The 15,979-nt window shown below is 36.4% G+C and carries 11 protein-coding genes, 1 tRNA gene and 1 pseudogene; 8 read left to right on the forward strand and 5 right to left on the reverse strand.

All coding sequences use genetic code 11. The features are described 5' to 3' along the window. The 3 genes and pseudogenes from ACFIKQ_RS03465 to ACFIKQ_RS03475 form a co-directional block, all read left to right on the forward strand. Nucleotides 1–192 (forward strand): hypothetical protein (locus ACFIKQ_RS03465; protein ID WP_375652813.1); only part of this gene is annotated, 192 nt, incomplete at its 5' end. A 181-nt stretch (nt 193–373) separates the two neighbouring features. Next, entirely contained in the window at nt 374–523 is a 150-nt protein-coding gene (locus ACFIKQ_RS03470) for a hypothetical protein (RefSeq protein WP_375635829.1), read from the forward strand. Nucleotides 524–739: 216 nt separating this feature from the next. Then, nucleotides 740–832, forward strand: a pseudogene (locus ACFIKQ_RS03475) (type II toxin-antitoxin system YafQ family toxin); the annotation flags it as partial. A gap of 143 nt (nt 833–975) precedes the next feature. Here ACFIKQ_RS03475 and ACFIKQ_RS03480 read toward each other — a convergent pair. After that, nucleotides 976–1,051 (reverse strand) — tRNA-Phe (locus ACFIKQ_RS03480). Between the two features lie 396 nt (nt 1,052–1,447). On the opposite strand from ACFIKQ_RS03480, the gene ACFIKQ_RS03485 reads away from it, so the two are divergent. The 3 genes from ACFIKQ_RS03485 (at nt 1,448) to ACFIKQ_RS03495 (ending at nt 5,940) form a co-directional block, all read left to right on the forward strand. Next, nucleotides 1,448–2,611: a phosphoserine transaminase gene (locus ACFIKQ_RS03485; protein ID WP_375635828.1), complete on the forward strand. Its 1,164-nt coding sequence runs from the start codon at nt 1,448–1,450 to the stop codon at nt 2,609–2,611. A 376-nt stretch (nt 2,612–2,987) separates the two neighbouring features. Beyond that, complete coding sequence (locus ACFIKQ_RS03490) at nt 2,988–4,277, forward strand: adenylosuccinate synthase (protein WP_375635827.1); 1,290 nt, start codon at nt 2,988–2,990, stop codon at nt 4,275–4,277. 241 nt (nt 4,278–4,518) lie between these two features. Further along, nucleotides 4,519–5,940: a hypothetical protein gene (locus tag ACFIKQ_RS03495; RefSeq protein WP_375644544.1), complete on the forward strand. Its 1,422-nt coding sequence runs from the start codon at nt 4,519–4,521 to the stop codon at nt 5,938–5,940. Nucleotides 5,941–6,131: 191 nt separating this feature from the next. Here ACFIKQ_RS03495 and rpoH read toward each other — a convergent pair whose 3' ends face one another. The 3 genes from rpoH to ACFIKQ_RS03510 all read right to left on the reverse strand — a co-directional run bounded on the left by rpoH (nt 6,132) and on the right by ACFIKQ_RS03510 (nt 9,628). Continuing rightward, a complete protein-coding gene (gene rpoH, locus ACFIKQ_RS03500; RefSeq protein ID WP_375635825.1) occupies nt 6,132–7,016 on the reverse strand; it encodes an RNA polymerase sigma factor RpoH in 885 nt (294 codons plus the stop codon). A 147-nt stretch (nt 7,017–7,163) separates the two neighbouring features. After that, entirely contained in the window at nt 7,164–8,168 is a 1,005-nt protein-coding gene (locus tag ACFIKQ_RS03505; RefSeq protein ID WP_375644545.1) for an RluA family pseudouridine synthase, read from the reverse strand. Nucleotides 8,169–8,197: 29 nt separating this feature from the next. Then, nucleotides 8,198–9,628 carry an aldehyde dehydrogenase family protein gene (locus ACFIKQ_RS03510; protein WP_375652814.1) on the reverse strand — a complete coding sequence of 477 codons (1,431 nt, stop codon included), beginning with the start codon at nt 9,626–9,628 and terminating at the stop codon, nt 8,198–8,200. A gap of 469 nt (nt 9,629–10,097) precedes the next feature. On the opposite strand from ACFIKQ_RS03510, the gene ACFIKQ_RS03515 reads away from it, so the two are divergent. Both ACFIKQ_RS03515 and ACFIKQ_RS03520 read left to right on the forward strand, forming a co-directional pair. Continuing rightward, nucleotides 10,098–12,680, forward strand: a complete 2,583-nt coding sequence (locus ACFIKQ_RS03515; RefSeq protein WP_375652815.1) for a DNA translocase FtsK — start codon at nt 10,098–10,100, stop codon at nt 12,678–12,680. A gap of 1,139 nt (nt 12,681–13,819) precedes the next feature. Continuing rightward, the gene (locus ACFIKQ_RS03520) at nt 13,820–15,526 is read left to right on the forward strand and encodes an ATP-binding protein (protein ID WP_375655940.1); all 1,707 of its coding nucleotides are present in this window, start codon (nt 13,820–13,822) and stop codon (nt 15,524–15,526) included. An 18-nt stretch (nt 15,527–15,544) separates the two neighbouring features. On the opposite strand, the gene mscL is transcribed toward ACFIKQ_RS03520, so the two are convergent. Further along, entirely contained in the window at nt 15,545–15,952 is a 408-nt protein-coding gene (gene mscL / locus ACFIKQ_RS03525) for a large conductance mechanosensitive channel protein MscL (RefSeq protein ID WP_026500234.1), read from the reverse strand. Between the last annotated feature and the right edge of the window lie 27 nt (nt 15,953–15,979).

Raw genomic sequence — 15,979 nt, forward strand, 5'->3', positions numbered from 1 at the left:
AAAGGTCTTACAGAAAAAGAACAACAGCTCCTTCATGAGATGATAGAGACCTATCAAGGCTTAAAGATGATGTCACGCATCATGAAATTGATTGCCTTCATTGTCTTTGTGTTTATTATCGATTTTGCCCGCTTTATGGATACTCTAGAAAGTATCTTCTCACACCTCAAAAAGTGGCTAACAAAAAGTTGAAAAACTTTTTCTTTAAGAAAAGAAATTAATATTAATGATAAGTAACACTATGTTTAACTAAGTTAAATGTTTTAACTAAGCTAAATAATGTTAATCATTAAAATTCTTAAAGAGGAAATATTATGAGTGAAAAAAGTGACTTATAGCAGCTAAAGTAGATATGAATCTAAAAAGCGCATTTATGGCTATAGCTGAAATAAAACACCGTCCAGCATCTCAAATTTTACGTGATCTTATTTGTGTGTACGTTGAAAATAATAAGATACTCAATAAAGAAACGCTTGAAATTTTTCATAAAAGCGATAGCAATGAAGATGTTTTTTTATGCTGAAAATATTGCTGATTTGATTAAGCAACTGGATATCTGATTATGCGTTCAGTGAGTTATTCAGGAAAGTTTAAAAAGGATGTAAAATGAGCAAAAAAGCGTGGAAAAGATATGCGAAAGTTCACAGGAGTGATGCAACTTCTAATTCATAAGAAGCAATTGCTATCTATTTTAAATGATCATACATTACAAGGAAACTAGAAGCCTCGTCGAGATCTTCATATAGAACCCGATTGGTTATTAATTTATATAGTTGATGAAAAGCGTATCCATTTTGATAGGACAGGTACGCATTCAGATTTACTTAATTAAGAAGTTGATTATGCCCTTTAAAAAACTGATTCGCAATAATTGAGAAGCATGTCACAAAATCCTATTCCCTAACCTTTATTTACGAATCCATCATGTTTTAAAAATATAATAAAACAAGATACTAAATAAGGAAAAATAAAAAGTGGTGCCCAGACGCGGATTCGAACCACGGACACGCGGATTTTCAGTCCGCTGCTCTACCAACTGAGCTATCTGGGCATGCTTCATAAAAAATATAAAGCGCTTGCGGTTATAACATTAAAATTTTCTCTGTCCAGTCATCAAAAGAAAAATAATTGATTTTTTAATAAGTTTATCTCCCTATTCTAGAGAGTTATCAATGAATCTTTATCATAAAATAAATTTGATAGGCATATTGGACGTGTTAGTGTATTGTTAGTAGAATAATGTCTTATCGTGGTGATGATACAAAAAATTAAAAGAATCAATCGAGAAGCATGATTAAGAAAGTTTTTTTAATAAAGTTTCAGTGAATTTTAAGCATACGAAATAATAGAAAATATTTTTGACTTTTTTCTAAAAAGATTATTGATTAGTCTTTATAATAATTTGTTTTTCTTTATAAAGAAAAACACATCTAAAAGGGGAGAAATAATGATAATGTTACAAAAACCAAGCAGTCGTCCCAATAATACTAATTTTTCTTCAGGTCCTTGTAGCAAACGGCCTGGTTGGACTCTTGATGTTCTTAAAAATGCATTAGTTGGGCGTTCACATAGATCTAGAGAAGCAGAATTAAAACTTGCTGAAGTTATTAATTTAACCCGTGAGATTCTTGAGGTTCCTTCTGATCATCGTATAGGAATTATGCCAGGTTCAGATACCGGTGCTGTTGAGGCTGCTCTATGGTCTCTATTAGGTGAGCGTGGCATTGATATGGCGGCGTGGGAAAGTTTTGGATTTGGGTGGAATAAAGATGTTGTCGAGCAATTAAAGCTTTCTGATGTGCGTCGTTTTGAAGCTCCTTATGGTGAAATACCAGATTTAACACAACTTGACTTTGATCGTGATGTTGTTTTTACATGGAATGGGACGACTTCTGGTGTGCGTATTCCTAATGCAGATTTCATTCCCCATAAGCGGGCTGGATTGACCATTTGTGATGCAACATCTGCAGCTTTTGCGCAATATCTTGATTTTTCAAAATTAGATGTTGTTACTTTTTCATGGCAGAAAGTTTTGGGAGGTGAGGCTGCGCATGGTATGGTGATTTTAAGTCCTCGTGCTGTTGAGAGGCTTGAGAATTATGTTCCAGCTTGGCCTATGCCTCAACTTTTCTATATGACAAAAAATGGAAAATTGAACGAAGATATTTTTAAAGGAAAGATAATCAATACACCTTCTATGCTTTGTGTTGAGGATTTTCTTGATGGGTTGAAGTGGGCAAAATCTCTAGGAGGTGCAGCGGCATTAAGAGCACGGGTGGAGAAAAACTTTTCTGTACTTGATGCTTTTGTTCGCAAAACACCATGGCTAGAATATTTGGCAAAAGATCCTGAAGTGCGTTCTAACACCGCTATTTGTTTAGATATTGTGGATCCAGTGATTACTGCTTTGGATACGGAAAAGCGAGTATCTTTCATAAAAGCGGTTGTGAAACGTCTTGATGAAGAAGGAGTTGCTTATGATATTGGTTCGTATCGCGATGCTCCTCCGGGGCTTCGAATTTGGGCGGGTATAACAATTGAGGCTTCCGATCTTGAAATTTTAACACAATGGCTTGAGTGGGCGTTCCAATTTGAAAAAGCACAGCTTTAAATAATTACTGGTGATTTTCACAGGGTGTTTTTAAACAGAAAAAGGATACGAGAGATTATGATGATCTTTCGTATTCTTGTATCAGACAAACAGCCTCTAAATATTACATGAATTGTAAAAGATTAAGAGGAGGAATAAATGCTCTGTCAGGTGTTGGATACGCACAAATTAAAATCTCTATTTTTTTACTTTTTGTAGCAAAAATGACAGATTTAAAATATTTTGATATTTGCTTATCGTTAAAATTTGAAAATTTAATAACTTGAAGATTGAGAAAAATCTGAAATGAGGAGTCGCACTTGCTCTAAGGTTTCGTTATAAAGAAGTGTTTGTTTTTGAATGCTGGTTTTTTTGACTAAACACGACGGAGAAAGTTATGGCCAATGTAGTTGTTGTCGGTACACAATGGGGTGATGAAGGCAAAGGTAAAATTGTAGATTGGTTGTCTGAGCGAGCAGATATCGTGGTGAGATATCAGGGGGGGCATAATGCTGGCCACACATTGGTTATTGATGGAGTTAGTTATAAATTATCACTTTTACCATCGGGTCTAGTTCGTGGGAAGTTATCAATTATTGGGAATGGTGTTGTAGTTGATCCCCATCATTTTGTAGCAGAGTTAAAAAAGCTACGTGATCAGGGCGTGAAAATCACACCGGAAATTTTACGTATTGCTGAAAATGCTCCTTTGATTCTTTCTTTGCATCGTGATCTTGATGCAATTCGAGAAAGCGGTTTATCTGGTTTAAAGATTGGTACAACAAAGCGTGGTATTGGACCGGCTTATGAAGATAAGGTGGGACGTCGTGCTATCCGAGTGATGGATTTAGCAGAAAAAGATACACTTATGGCTAAGATTGAGCGGCTTTTGAGGCATCATAATGCTTTGCGTCGTGGGATGGGTGTTGTAGAGATTGATTCTCAAGCGCTTTATGATGAATTGATGCAAGTTGCGGATAAAGTTTTGCCCTTTATGGATTGTACGTGGCGTCTTTTAGATGAAGGTTATCGAGGAGGGAAACACATTCTTTTTGAAGGTGCGCAAGGTGCTTTACTCGATAATGATTTTGGGACTTATCCGTACGTAACATCATCGAATACGGTTGCTGGGCAGGCATGTACAGGTTCAGGGATGGGACCTAGTGCAATTCATTATGTTTTGGGTATTACAAAAGCGTATACCACACGTGTTGGAGAAGGACCTTTTCCTACAGAGCAGATAAATGATATTGGTGAATTTCTGGGAGTGCGTGGGCATGAATTTGGTGTTGTAACGGGTCGAAAGCGTCGATGTGGTTGGTTTGATGCTGTCTTAGTCCGTCAGATGGTAGTAGTTTGCGGTGTTCAAGGTATAGCATTGACAAAACTTGATGTTTTGGATGGTTTGGATGAAATAAAAGTTTGTATTGGTTACGAGCTTGATGGTAGAAGGATTGATTATTTACCTTCTTCCATGGGAGCCCAAGCCCGTGTGAAGCCTATTTATGAAACATTAGAAGGTTGGAAGGAAAAAACAGCCCATGCATTGAGGTGGGAAGATTTACCAATGCAAGCTGTTAAATATATACGCTATATTGAAGAACTGATTAACACAAAAGTGGCTTTATTATCTACGAGTCCAGAACGTGAAGATACTATTCTTATTACAGATCCTTTTGCAAATTGATTATTATTTTTAGGTTTCCATATAGATCTTTTGTTCACTTCTATATCTTTTAACAAAAAGAGTTTTTAAGAGTGCGTGAAAGAAAGGTGTAAAATGACATTGTTTATTTTTCATATTCATTTTACACTATGACAATAGTTGTACCAATATAAATGACAATAAACTTATGAGCCTAAAATAAAGCCGTTTTAGCCTGAGTGCTAGGGTTTCTTTGCTTAGTTTAAGAGAGATTATAGAGGAAATGGTAGATTTCGTTGGAATCTTAAAAAAGGCAATTAATGCACAAAATAATGTTACACCACAAGTGCGTAAGCGGATTTATAAACGGGCTATCGAAACACTAGAATATCAATTTGTAACAGCAAAAATACCACAAGCAATAGCAGATGAACAAAGAAAGATTCTTCAGAGTGCTATTGCAACTGTTGAAGAAGAATATTTAGCAGTTGAAAAGAAGTTGCTTTCTTCAGTTATTGGGTGGGATTCCACAAATATAAATGAAGATAAGAAATATACAAAAAAAACTATATTACAAAAGAATAATGAATTTTCAGTGGTAGACATAAAAAGAAAGCAGGATTTTGTTACACATCCAAAGGATAGCAAGTTATTTGATGAGCCTTGGGTATCAGATATACCAGATGCAGAGCCTGTTAATATGGAGGCTGATGTACCTTCTCAGCATGTTAATAGCTGTGAGTTAAAGATTTCTTCGTCGCAAGAAGATAATCCTCATATTGTTTCGCATATTTTTTCTCAGGCTTTACGTCGTGCTAATAAATCATTGGTGCAAAGGCGTATTGTGATAAGTGCTGTTTCTATTGTTAGTTTTGCTGTTTTTACTATTGGTATTTTTTTTATTGGTGGGCGTGTATTTGTATCAAATGATCATCAAGTGTTAGGAGAAAATCTTCAAGTTTCTCACGAAGTACCAAAGGCACTTTCGGTTAAGAGAAAGTTAACACAACGTTTATTAGAGGATGGGAGTGAAATTGATGTCGGTTTAAAACAAGCGACAGATTCTTCGGATGAAGAAGGAGTTTCAACCGTTGTTTCCAGCAATTTGCAATCGCTTGATAAATTAGGTGAAGCTGTTTTTTATCAAGCACGTACAAATTATGATGCAGAAAAGATAGCAACCGGAAGTGTTCGCTGGACGCTTATAAAGGAGTCTTATGTGAAGGGGGCTCCAGAAGAAACAGCCATACAAGGTGATATAACAATTCCTGATGAAGGGCTATCATTACGGTTAATTTTACGTCGCAATACCGATCGGTCATTTCCTGCTGCATATATTATGGATCTTATTTTTATTCTTTCTGATAAATTCTCAGGTAAAGCTATAAGCAGTGTTCAAGCATTAACCTTTAAAGCAAGTGAACAATCTATTGGGCAGCCTTTAGTAAGAACTATTTCTACAAAAATTAACGATGATTTTTTTCTTGTTGCATTGAGTGGTAATCATCCATTTCTTGATCGAAATTTGCAATTGATGCGAGAATTAGATTGGGTGCGTTTAGTGTTAACGGATAAAAACGGACGTATAAATGAATTAACTTTTGCAAAAGGGCCAACAGGTGAGTCTATTTTCAATAAAGTTATTGGACAATGGCTTGCACAACAAGATAAGTTAACAGTTCTTGATCAGAAAAATAAAACATAGATGCAAATAAAATAAAAGGTTATTTCTCGATATTGATTTTTATTAGTTATATCAAACACGCTCAATAAAATTGTATACTATAACTCAAAGGATTCTACAGACTAATTTACAAGTACAAAGCCAACATACGCTTTTCTCATTTCTACTTTAAAAATGCGCAAACAATTGGCTTCATACCTAATTCTAGAGTCTTATATTTGACTTTGAGATAAAGCGGAATCTCTGATAGAATTTTGCACTTTTTCAAATGCACGCATTTCAATTTGCCTTACTCGTTCTCGACTAATGTTAAATTCACCAGAGAGTTCTTCTAGAGTTAATGGTATATCGTTTAAACGACGTGCTTTGAATATACGTTTTTCACGTTCATTGAGATTGTCCATGGCATTTATAAGCATGGAACGACGATTCTCCAATTCACTTTTTTCAATTAAAACTTGTTCTTGATCGTTAGATTCATCCACCAACCAATCTTGCAACTCGCTGTTTTCCCCTTCTTTTGTACGAAGGGGTGCGTTGAGTGAAGTGTCACCACCAAGTCGGCGGTTCATTGATATAACTTCATCTTCTGAGACATTCAACTGAGTTGCAATTTCTTTTACTTGTTCTGCATTGAGATCACCGTTATCAAGTGCTTGAAGTTTACTTTTTAATTTACGAAGGTTAAAAAACAAGCGCTTTTGATTAGCTGTTGTCCCCATCTTCACCAAACTCCAAGACCGCAATACATATTCTTGGATTGATGCTTTAATCCACCATATTGCATAGGTTGCAAGACGAAAACCACGTTCTGGCTCAAAACGCTTAACAGCTTGCATGAGTCCAACATTGCCTTCTGAAATGACTTCCCCAATGGGGAGTCCATAGCCGCGATATCCCATCGCGATTTTAGCTACAAGACGCAAATGACTGGTTACTAGCCTATGCGCTGCTTTTAAATCATTATGCTCACGGTAACGTTGAGCTAACATATATTCTTCTTTTGGATCAAGCATTGGAAAACGACGTACTTCTTCCAAATAACGGTTTAATCCGCCATCGCTTGTGGTTACTGATAACAAATTCATATGGGCCATAATAGCACCCTCCTTTTGTCTGAATTCCCTGATAAGGCAAATTCTATGTTTCAGATAGTAATACCTGTGCACATTCACTTTAGCATATTTTTCAATTTTGTTCAAAAAAAGATATTTTATTGTGAAATCTTGAGAAGGAGAAAAGTTTCAATTCATTTTTTTAAAATGCTTAATAAGTTTAGCCATATCTTGAGGTAGTGGTGCGGAAAACGACATAACTTTACCGGTAGAAGGGTGTTCAAAAGTGAGACTTGCGGCATGAAGTGCCTGTCTGTTGAATTGATCGATTGCATTTCTAATAGTGGGGTTGAATGCGTTTGATTTTGTTTTAAAAGCGTTTCCATAAACTGTATCGCCTATGAGTGGATGCCCAATATGAGCCATATGAACACGGATTTGATGGGTGCGTCCAGTTTCCAAGCGACATTCCAGAAGGCTAGCAAAAGATGTTGAGTCTGCATGAGAGCCATATTTTTCTAGCAAAGAAAAATGTGTAACAGCATGACGAGCATAAGGGTTTTGCTTATGGATAACAGCTTGCTTTGTTCGGTTGTGGGGCGAACGGCCAAGTGATGCATCAATTGTCCAAACATTGCGGTGAGGTGTCCCCCAAATCAAGGCATGATAGCGTCGGTCTAATGCACAGGTACGTCCATGATCAGAAAATTGAGCACTGAGACTTTTATGAGCCAGATCATTTTTTGCAACAACCATAACACCACTTGTATTTTTATCGAGACGATGGACAATGCCGGGGCGTTTAACACCACCTATACCAGATAAACTATTACCGCAGTGATAGATAAGGGCATTAACCAACGTACCGGTCCAATTTCCATTGCCAGGATGAACAACAAGACCTGCTGGTTTGTTAATAACAATGATATGATCATCTTCAAAAAGGATGTCCAATGCAATAGCTTCAGCACTAGGTTCTGCATCACGAAGGTCAGGCATTGCCAATTCAATTATTTGCTTAGGTCTTAATTTTGTTTTTGGTTCTTTTATGAATTGACCATCAATTTTAAGATAGCCTTCACGGATGAGGGTTTGCAAACGTGAACGTGAGAACACATTATGATATTGTTTTGCTAGCCACTGATCAAGACGTTGCCCAAGAGCACCTTCATCCGTTATTTTTTGTATTACCATACGATTCCTATTAAGTTTTTAATAAGATTTTACCAGTACGAAATTGCTTTACTATCGAGGAATTCTTTAATTCCCCAATGTCCCCCTTCACGGGCGCGTCCAGAAAATTTTACACCTCCAAAATAGCTTCCACTGGGTAATCCATGTCCGTTAACTTCTACCATACCAGAGCGTACTTGTGCCGCAATACGACGACATTTGTTGCGATCTTGTGATTGAATATAGTTTGTAAGACCATACTCAGTGTCATTCGTTAAAGCGACAGCTTCTTCTTCTGTATTAAAAGCAAGAATCGAGAGAACTGGACCAAAGATTTCTTCTTTGAAAATACGCATATGAGGTTTTACATCAGCAAAGACTGTTGGACGGACATAATAACCGCGTTCAATTCCTCTTGGTAAACCAGTTCCGCCTGCAACAAGAGTTGCACCATCATCAATTCCCGATTGGATAAGATCTTGAATTTTATCATATTGTTTTTTTGAAACGACGGGACCAATATGATTTCCTTCTTGGCAATTTGGTCCTACTTTTGTTGTTTCTGCAATATCTTTAGCTATTTTTATGGCTTTGTCATAGATGCTTTGTTCCACAAGCATACGAGTCGGTGCATTACAGCTTTGTCCACTATTATAAAAGCAATGTCGCACACCACGTTGAATAGCATCTGAGTCGGCATCAGAAAAGATAATATTCGCTCCTTTTCCCCCAAGTTCTAGACAGACTCTTTTTAAAGTAGCGCTAGCATTTTTAGAAATATCTTTTCCTGCTCTAGTTGAACCAGTAAAGCTAATCATTTCTAGATCTGGATGTGCTGAGAGGTAAGAGCCGACAGTTTCACCATCACCATTGATTAAATTAAAAACACCGGCAGGGAGCGCGGCTTCATCTAAAAATTCAGCAAAAAGCATAGCAGAAAGAGGCGCAATTTCAGAGGGCTTTAATACCATGGTACAGCCAGCCAAGAGAGCAGGGATAACTTTAAGAGTTACTTGATTCATGGGCCAATTCCATGGCGTAATTAATCCTACGACGCCGATAGGGTCGTAGTGAAGAATTGCTTGCTCATTTCCCTTTATTAAAGTTTCTTGGAACGAGAACTCTTTATAAGCTTCGATAAAATTGCGAATGTGGGAACTGCCAGTTGCGGTTTGCGCATTAAGTGCCATATCAATCGGTGCTCCCATTTCCATTGAAATGGTTTTTGCCATGTCTTTAGAACGTTTTTCATAGATATTTAGAATTTTTTCAACGAACCCAAGACGCTCACTTGGTGACGTTGTTTTCCATTTTTGAAACGCTTCTTTAGCCGCGTTAATTGCTTTATCGGCATCTTCTGTACTTCCAAGGCTAATGACAGCACAAGCCTCTTCTGTTGATGGATTAATGACGTCAAAATCGTGAGGAGTGCTTGGGTCATCCCATAGACCATTGATATAAAATTTCCGTTTATTAAACATAATTCACTCCCTTTTTTTTATTTGTGTTTATTTAATTATGATTATCTTAGTCTAAGCCGTTTTAAACGAGGATAACAAGGGTAATCTTATAAAAACGCGAGAAATTAGATTGTATCATGATAATTGAGCATGGAGAATTCAACAGAGCAATGCTTATATACCCATTTGTATTATTGGGACTAATTGCTTTTATGAAATGGGAGAGAAAGAGAGCTATAGACAATTTTCTTGAAGCTTTTTTATCATGAAGTTTTCTTTAAAACAAATGAAATACGAGCTCTATGACACCATAAACTAGGCAATTTATATCGTAAATACGCAGAAGGGAGATTATGAATATGCATTATGGCATTATTTTTTTCATTAAAAAGTAACCATCAGCAAAAGGTTATTAACCTTCGTATGATAGTTTCTACGAATTCTTTTTGAAAAGGTTATTTTTCTCATTGCTATAAATTTGTTGGGTGCCATGCATAATTCGAAAACAAAATCTATTTCTACGTCTTCTTTTTCTGATGATGGTACGAAAGGTGCATCAAGAGAAGATTTATCTGTTAAGATTACTGAGATATTTCCTTATCCGGAAGTATGGAAAAAGGCATTTACCCTCGGAAAAAATGTCCGTTTCACGCGAACCCCAGAAGTTGAGATTTTGCGTCGTCGTATAGAAACAGATCCAGTTTTTGCAAAGCAGTTTAAAATTTTTACGAAGCAAGATCAAAAAAAAATTACAGATACAGATACAGATATTGTACGTTGTAACAAGAAAACAACAAGCGTTTCATCGACAAAAAAAGTCATTAATCCTCAATCAATAGAAAATAAAACGTCGGTTTGTCATTCAACAGTTTTGAAGCAGTTGTCACGACAAGTTACTCGTATACCATCAGAAAATATCCCTCTTGAGGAGGGTAAACAAGAGCATAAATTACAAGTAGAAAATGTGCTACAAAAAATGAATCCTGCTTGGCATCTTTCCGATGATGCATTTTTTGAATGCGTATCTTTGATATTTGAACATATGGATACTCAAACTTCAAAAGAGGATCAAACATCGATTGACACGACAAATAAAATTACATCCGATATTCCTTCTGTCTTTGATGAGTCAATAACTGCTCTTTACCGTGTTCTCGAATACCGCTTTCCGCAACTCTATGATTCCATTACATCGGAATCTCCAGCGGAAAGGATGCGAGGCGTTGAGCAAATTTCTGATTTAATGCATACAAATAATGATATTACTAAAGAATGTCATTCTAAGCTTTCTGTTGAAGATTCCGCTCATACGTTAAGTAATGCAAGGGCGTTAAACGATATTGAGGCACTAAGCGACGCTGAATCTAGTATAGAGACGAAAAAAACCAATAATATTGTCGATTGCATAACAAAGAATGTCACACCAAATTTAAAAGATTTGTCTGTGATGCAAGCAAACGGTAAAACGAAAATATTGCAATCTGCCCGCGTGCCATTAAGCAATTATGATTCTGCTTTTATGCAAAATATTCAATCTATTTACAGTGATGCTTATGAGTTTCCTCCGATCAATTTATTACAGGAACCTGTTTTTCATGAAGGTACGATGATTCCTCAGGAAACATTGGAACGCGGTGCTGGGTTTTTGGAAAGTGTTTTGGAAGATTTTGGCATTAAGGGTGAAGTTATCCATGTACATCCAGGGCCAGTGGTTACAATGTATGAATTTGAGCCTGCTGCGGGTGTAAAGTCATCGCGCGTTATTAATCTTTCTGATGATATTGCGCGTTCTATGTCTGCTATTTCTACACGCGTTGCTGTTATTCCTGGACGGAATGTTATAGGGATTGAGTTACCCAATGCGGTTCGTGAAACCGTTTATCTACGGGAATTAATTCAAACACGTTCTTTTCGTGAAAGTGAATTTAAACTTGCTCTTGCTTTGGGGAAAGGGATTAGTGGTGAGCCGGTCATTGTAGAATTAGCAAAAATGCCTCATTTATTGGTTGCAGGAACAACAGGATCAGGCAAGTCTGTAGCAATTAATACAATGATTTTGTCGATTCTTTATCGTATGACACCAAAACAGTGTCGTTTGATCATGGTTGATCCTAAAATGCTAGAGCTCTCTGTTTATGATGGCATTCCACATCTTTTAACACCTGTTGTAACAGATCCTAAAAAAGCGGTAACAGCTTTAAAATGGGCGGTTCGTGAAATGGAAGAGCGTTATCGCAAAATGGCTAAGTTAGGTGTACGTAATATCGATGGTTTTAATGCACGCGTTGCACTTGCGGCTCAAAAAGGTGAAACGATCATGTGTACTGTACAGTCGGGTTTTGATAAGGAAACAGGGGAAATGCTTTATCATGAAGAAGCCATGGATCTTACGCAGCTTCCTTATATTGTTGTGATTGTTGATGAGATGGCTGATCTCATGATGGTGGCAGGGAAAGAAATAGAGAATGCCATTCAGCGCTTAGCACAAATGGCGCGTGCGGCTGGTATTCATCTTATTATGGCAACGCAGCGCCCTTCTGTTGATGTTATCACAGGGACAATTAAAGCGAACTTTCCTACCCGCATTTCTTTTCAAGTGACATCAAAAATTGACAGTCGTACGATCCTAGGTGAACAAGGTGCTGAAACGCTTTTAGGTCAAGGAGATATGCTTCATATGGCAGGTGGGGGGCGTATTGTACGCGTTCATGGACCTTTTGTCTCTGATGAAGAAGTTGAATCCATTGTTGCACATCTTAAACTGCAAGGAAAACCTGATTATTTAGCCACCGTCACGGATAATGAAGACGATAACAAAGAGGATGCTTCTGCCGATTCAACGGTTGAAGTTTCTGAGGAAGAAAATTTTGATGAAGAGGGAGAGGAGCTTTATAATCAAGCTGTAAAGATTGTTATGCGTGATAAAAAATGTTCAACATCTTATATTCAGCGCCGACTTTCAATCGGCTATAATAAAGCAGCTTCTCTTGTTGAACGGATGGAAGAAAAAGGCATTGTTGGAGCCGCTAATCATGTGGGAAAACGTGAAATTTTACTCAATGCAGGGAAATAAAAAAGCACATTAAAATGTGCGATTTAAAATATGCGATTTTTAAAATGTTTGACAGTTATTATTTAAATAGCGAATGCTTGTTTTATTTTTTCAAAGCAGATGTGACCATGTATTTATTTTTATAATAATATTAAAAAATTGAGTGGAGAGTAATAAAGCAAAAGCGATCTTTTGACTGCTGATACCAAAAGGGGAGATATTTTTAACATTTCTAGATGATCTGGAATGTAAAGAAATTAAACAAATCTTTATATGAGAACAGATAATTTTTGTTTTCTCTTCTATAGCGGTTCTGATGAAAGAAAGGTCTTTTGGGAATTATGGAGAGCATCATAAGAAGAGTATCCAATATGCAAGTTCTGTTGCATTGGGTGCTTTAAAGCACTATACTAAATTTGTCATCATTTGATATTATTGGCACAAGAAAGGTGTTCTTACGAGAAACTTTATGTGAAAAAGAAATTTTTATTTCTATTTTTATAATGCAATTTATTGATTTATAATGATAATTTATCATTGTAAATATTGAATAAAAATTTCAAATATCGTAAATTTTTTTCATTTCAAATCTGTTTCTGTTGAAACAAATAAAACGATTTTCTTGCGTATCATAATAATGTAGGGGTAAAAAAGTAAAAAAAGAAATAAAAATGCCGCTTATGAACGCCTTCAAATGCCAAGAACTATTGGTAACAACATTAGGGGTTAAAATTAGTATAATGATGGTTTTAACCAGCTATTTTATAAGCATAAAAATGTAATGTACAATGCCTTGCTATCTGTTATGGGGGACTTTACATTATACCATTTACGGATGCCGTCGTAAAATAAGCTTGGGGAGCTTGGGAGATATCTTTTTAAAACAGGCACATGAATGCGCAAAATAAGTGTATTCTTTTTGAGTACTATTTATGCGAGGGAGATGTTACCATTATTGTAACAAGATTTGTTACAATAATGGGTGAATAAGCAACAGGAGTTGGAGGATTCTTTTTATTCTTGTTTTGTTGATGAAACAGTCAAAATTTTGCTACAGACAATTGATATGAGATATCAAGTTATTTTAACCAGAACAGGTAATTGTAAACAAATTAGCATTATTCATTTGAGAGTAAATCCAACACTTTTTATTTTTAGTTATGCCATTAAAAGCAGATGAATTGAAGTTAAATACAAATGAATTAAAATGTCAGCAAGAAGCTTTTCGTTTTACACCAGAGCTTTTGCCTCGGCCTTTTACGTGGGAAATCGATCATAATGGTTTATTTTGTGAAGTCTCAAAAGAGCTAGCTGAAGTTGTTGGTCCTCTCTCTTCCTCTATTTTAGGATGTAGCTTTCGTGAGCTTGCTCATCAATTTAATGATGATCGATATCTGGTTCTCAGTCATTTTATTGAAGCTGCTATGCCTTGGAGTAAAGAGATTGTTCAATGGCCTGTTGATGGTTGCTTACAATGGCTTGATGTTGAGTTGTCGGCTTTGCCAATTTTTGATGTTAAAAAGCAGCTTAAGGGGTTTCGTGGCTTTGGTATTTTAAAAATACGAAAAAAAGTCCAAGAAAAAAGAGATGAAAAGCTGGAAACAGAAATGCCATGTCTTACGGAGATAGAACGTTCAGCTTTTCATGAAATTGCAGAGAAATTACGTGATGAATTGAATTCATCGGTAAAAGAAAAAAAATTAGTTGAAGAAACAGCTATTCAGTTACCATATACACAAACATTGCCGGTAAATGCTATAGAACAAGCTCTCGTAAAAGAGCCCGCAGCAGTTTTATCATTGTTGGATACAGCAACAGATGGTGTTTTATGGTTGGATGAAGAGGGCTTTATTCAATCAGCAAGTAGGGCAGCCTTAGCATTGATGGGTTATGAAATAAATGAACTACGAGGACAGCCACTCTCTTCATTATTTACTTTGCAAAGCCGATTTTTCGTTGAAAAATATTTTAAATCAATCCGTGTGGAGGGGAAAAATCAGGTTTTAAATCGCAGAGAAACAGCTGATTTAATGACGAAAAATCATAAAAATATAACCGTTTTGATAACGATTGTATTTTTGGCACAGCAAGGCAATTATGCTGTTATGTTGCGGGATAGGACACAAACAGTTCCATCAGGAGGAAAAAAAGCAGAAGAGGATAAAATTGTTGGGGTTGTTCATGAAATACGAACACCTTTGAATGCTCTTATTGGTTTTGCAGAAATTATGAGAGAAGGCCGTTTTGGTTCGATAGAAAATGAGCGCTATCGTGGATATTTACGCGATATTATTTCCTCTGGAAAACATATATTATTGCTGATTAATCAATTACTAGAGTGCTCGAAGATAAATTATTCTGGTTCCAATAACCAGATTGATTCTTCCATTATTTCTGAAACATTTGATGTGATATCTTGTTTACGTGCGACGATAGCTTTTCTTGAAACTCAAGCCAATCAGAACGGCATTATCATGCGTATTGTTGCTCCACCTCATGTTCCATTTATTCCTGTATCACAACAAGTGTTTCGCCAGATTATATGGAATCTTCTTTCCAATGCTATTCGTTTTACACCTTTGGGTGGACAGATCATTGTTCACGTTTCTTATAGAAAAGAACGTGTAAAAATTTCAGTGAGTGATAATGGTATAGGGATGAACGAAGAAGAGATTGTACAGGCACTGAAACCTTATGGTCAAGTAGAGCGCAAAGATGGCCGATCTGGTGATAGCGCTTTTATAGGAACAGGCTTAGGCCTCCCAATGTGTAAAGCAATGGTGGAAGAAAGAGGAGGACAATTTTTATTGTTCTCAAAACCCAATCATGGAACAACTGTGGAAATGTTTTTTCCTCGTGTTCCATGATGTAAATCTTTCATAAAATTATTTTTTCTTAGCCAAAAGATCTCTAATTTCTGTTAAAAGTTGTTCTTCTGAAGACGTTTTTTTGGGGCTTTCTTCTTCTTTTCTACGGATTTTATTCATAGCTTTAACGAATAAAAAAAGAACCCAAGCAATAATGAGAAAATTGATAAGTAAAGTAATAAAGTGTCCATAGCTAATGGTTGCTCCAGCTGCTTTGGCGGCACTCAATGTTGCTTGTTTTTCGCCAGCAAGTTGAATAAACATATTAGAAAAATCAATTCCACCTGTAATCAGTCCAATGATTGGCATAAAAATATCATTGACAATTGAGTTGACCAAGCTACCAAAAGCGCCCCCTATAATCACACCGATAGCAAGATCAATCATATTACCTTTTAGGGCAAATTCTTTGAATTCTTTCAGCATTGCGTTTTCCCCTTTATGTAAGCGATA

Source organism: Bartonella sp. MR63HLJHH, from assembly GCF_042194155.1.
Lineage (GTDB): Bacteria > Pseudomonadota > Alphaproteobacteria > Rhizobiales > Rhizobiaceae > Bartonella > Bartonella grahamii.

Bases quoted from the DNA above. Each gene is read 5' to 3' on its own strand.
- ACFIKQ_RS03470 (WP_375635829.1), top strand. From the start codon at position 374: ATGGCTATAGCTGAAATAAAACACCGTCCAGCATCTCAAATTTTACGT.
- ACFIKQ_RS03485 (WP_375635828.1), top strand. From the start codon at position 1,448: ATGATAATGTTACAAAAACCAAGCAGTCGTCCCAATAATACTAATTTT.
- ACFIKQ_RS03490 (WP_375635827.1), top strand. From the start codon at position 2,988: ATGGCCAATGTAGTTGTTGTCGGTACACAATGGGGTGATGAAGGCAAA.
- ACFIKQ_RS03495 (WP_375644544.1), top strand. From the start codon at position 4,519: ATGGTAGATTTCGTTGGAATCTTAAAAAAGGCAATTAATGCACAAAAT.
- rpoH (WP_375635825.1), bottom strand. From the start codon at position 7,016: ATGGCCCATATGAATTTGTTATCAGTAACCACAAGCGATGGCGGATTA.
- ACFIKQ_RS03505 (WP_375644545.1), bottom strand. From the start codon at position 8,168: ATGGTAATACAAAAAATAACGGATGAAGGTGCTCTTGGGCAACGTCTT.
- ACFIKQ_RS03510 (WP_375652814.1), bottom strand. From the start codon at position 9,628: ATGTTTAATAAACGGAAATTTTATATCAATGGTCTATGGGATGACCCA.
- ACFIKQ_RS03515 (WP_375652815.1), top strand. From the start codon at position 10,098: ATGCATAATTCGAAAACAAAATCTATTTCTACGTCTTCTTTTTCTGAT.
- ACFIKQ_RS03520 (WP_375655940.1), top strand. From the start codon at position 13,820: ATGCCATTAAAAGCAGATGAATTGAAGTTAAATACAAATGAATTAAAA.
- mscL (WP_026500234.1), bottom strand. From the start codon at position 15,952: ATGCTGAAAGAATTCAAAGAATTTGCCCTAAAAGGTAATATGATTGAT.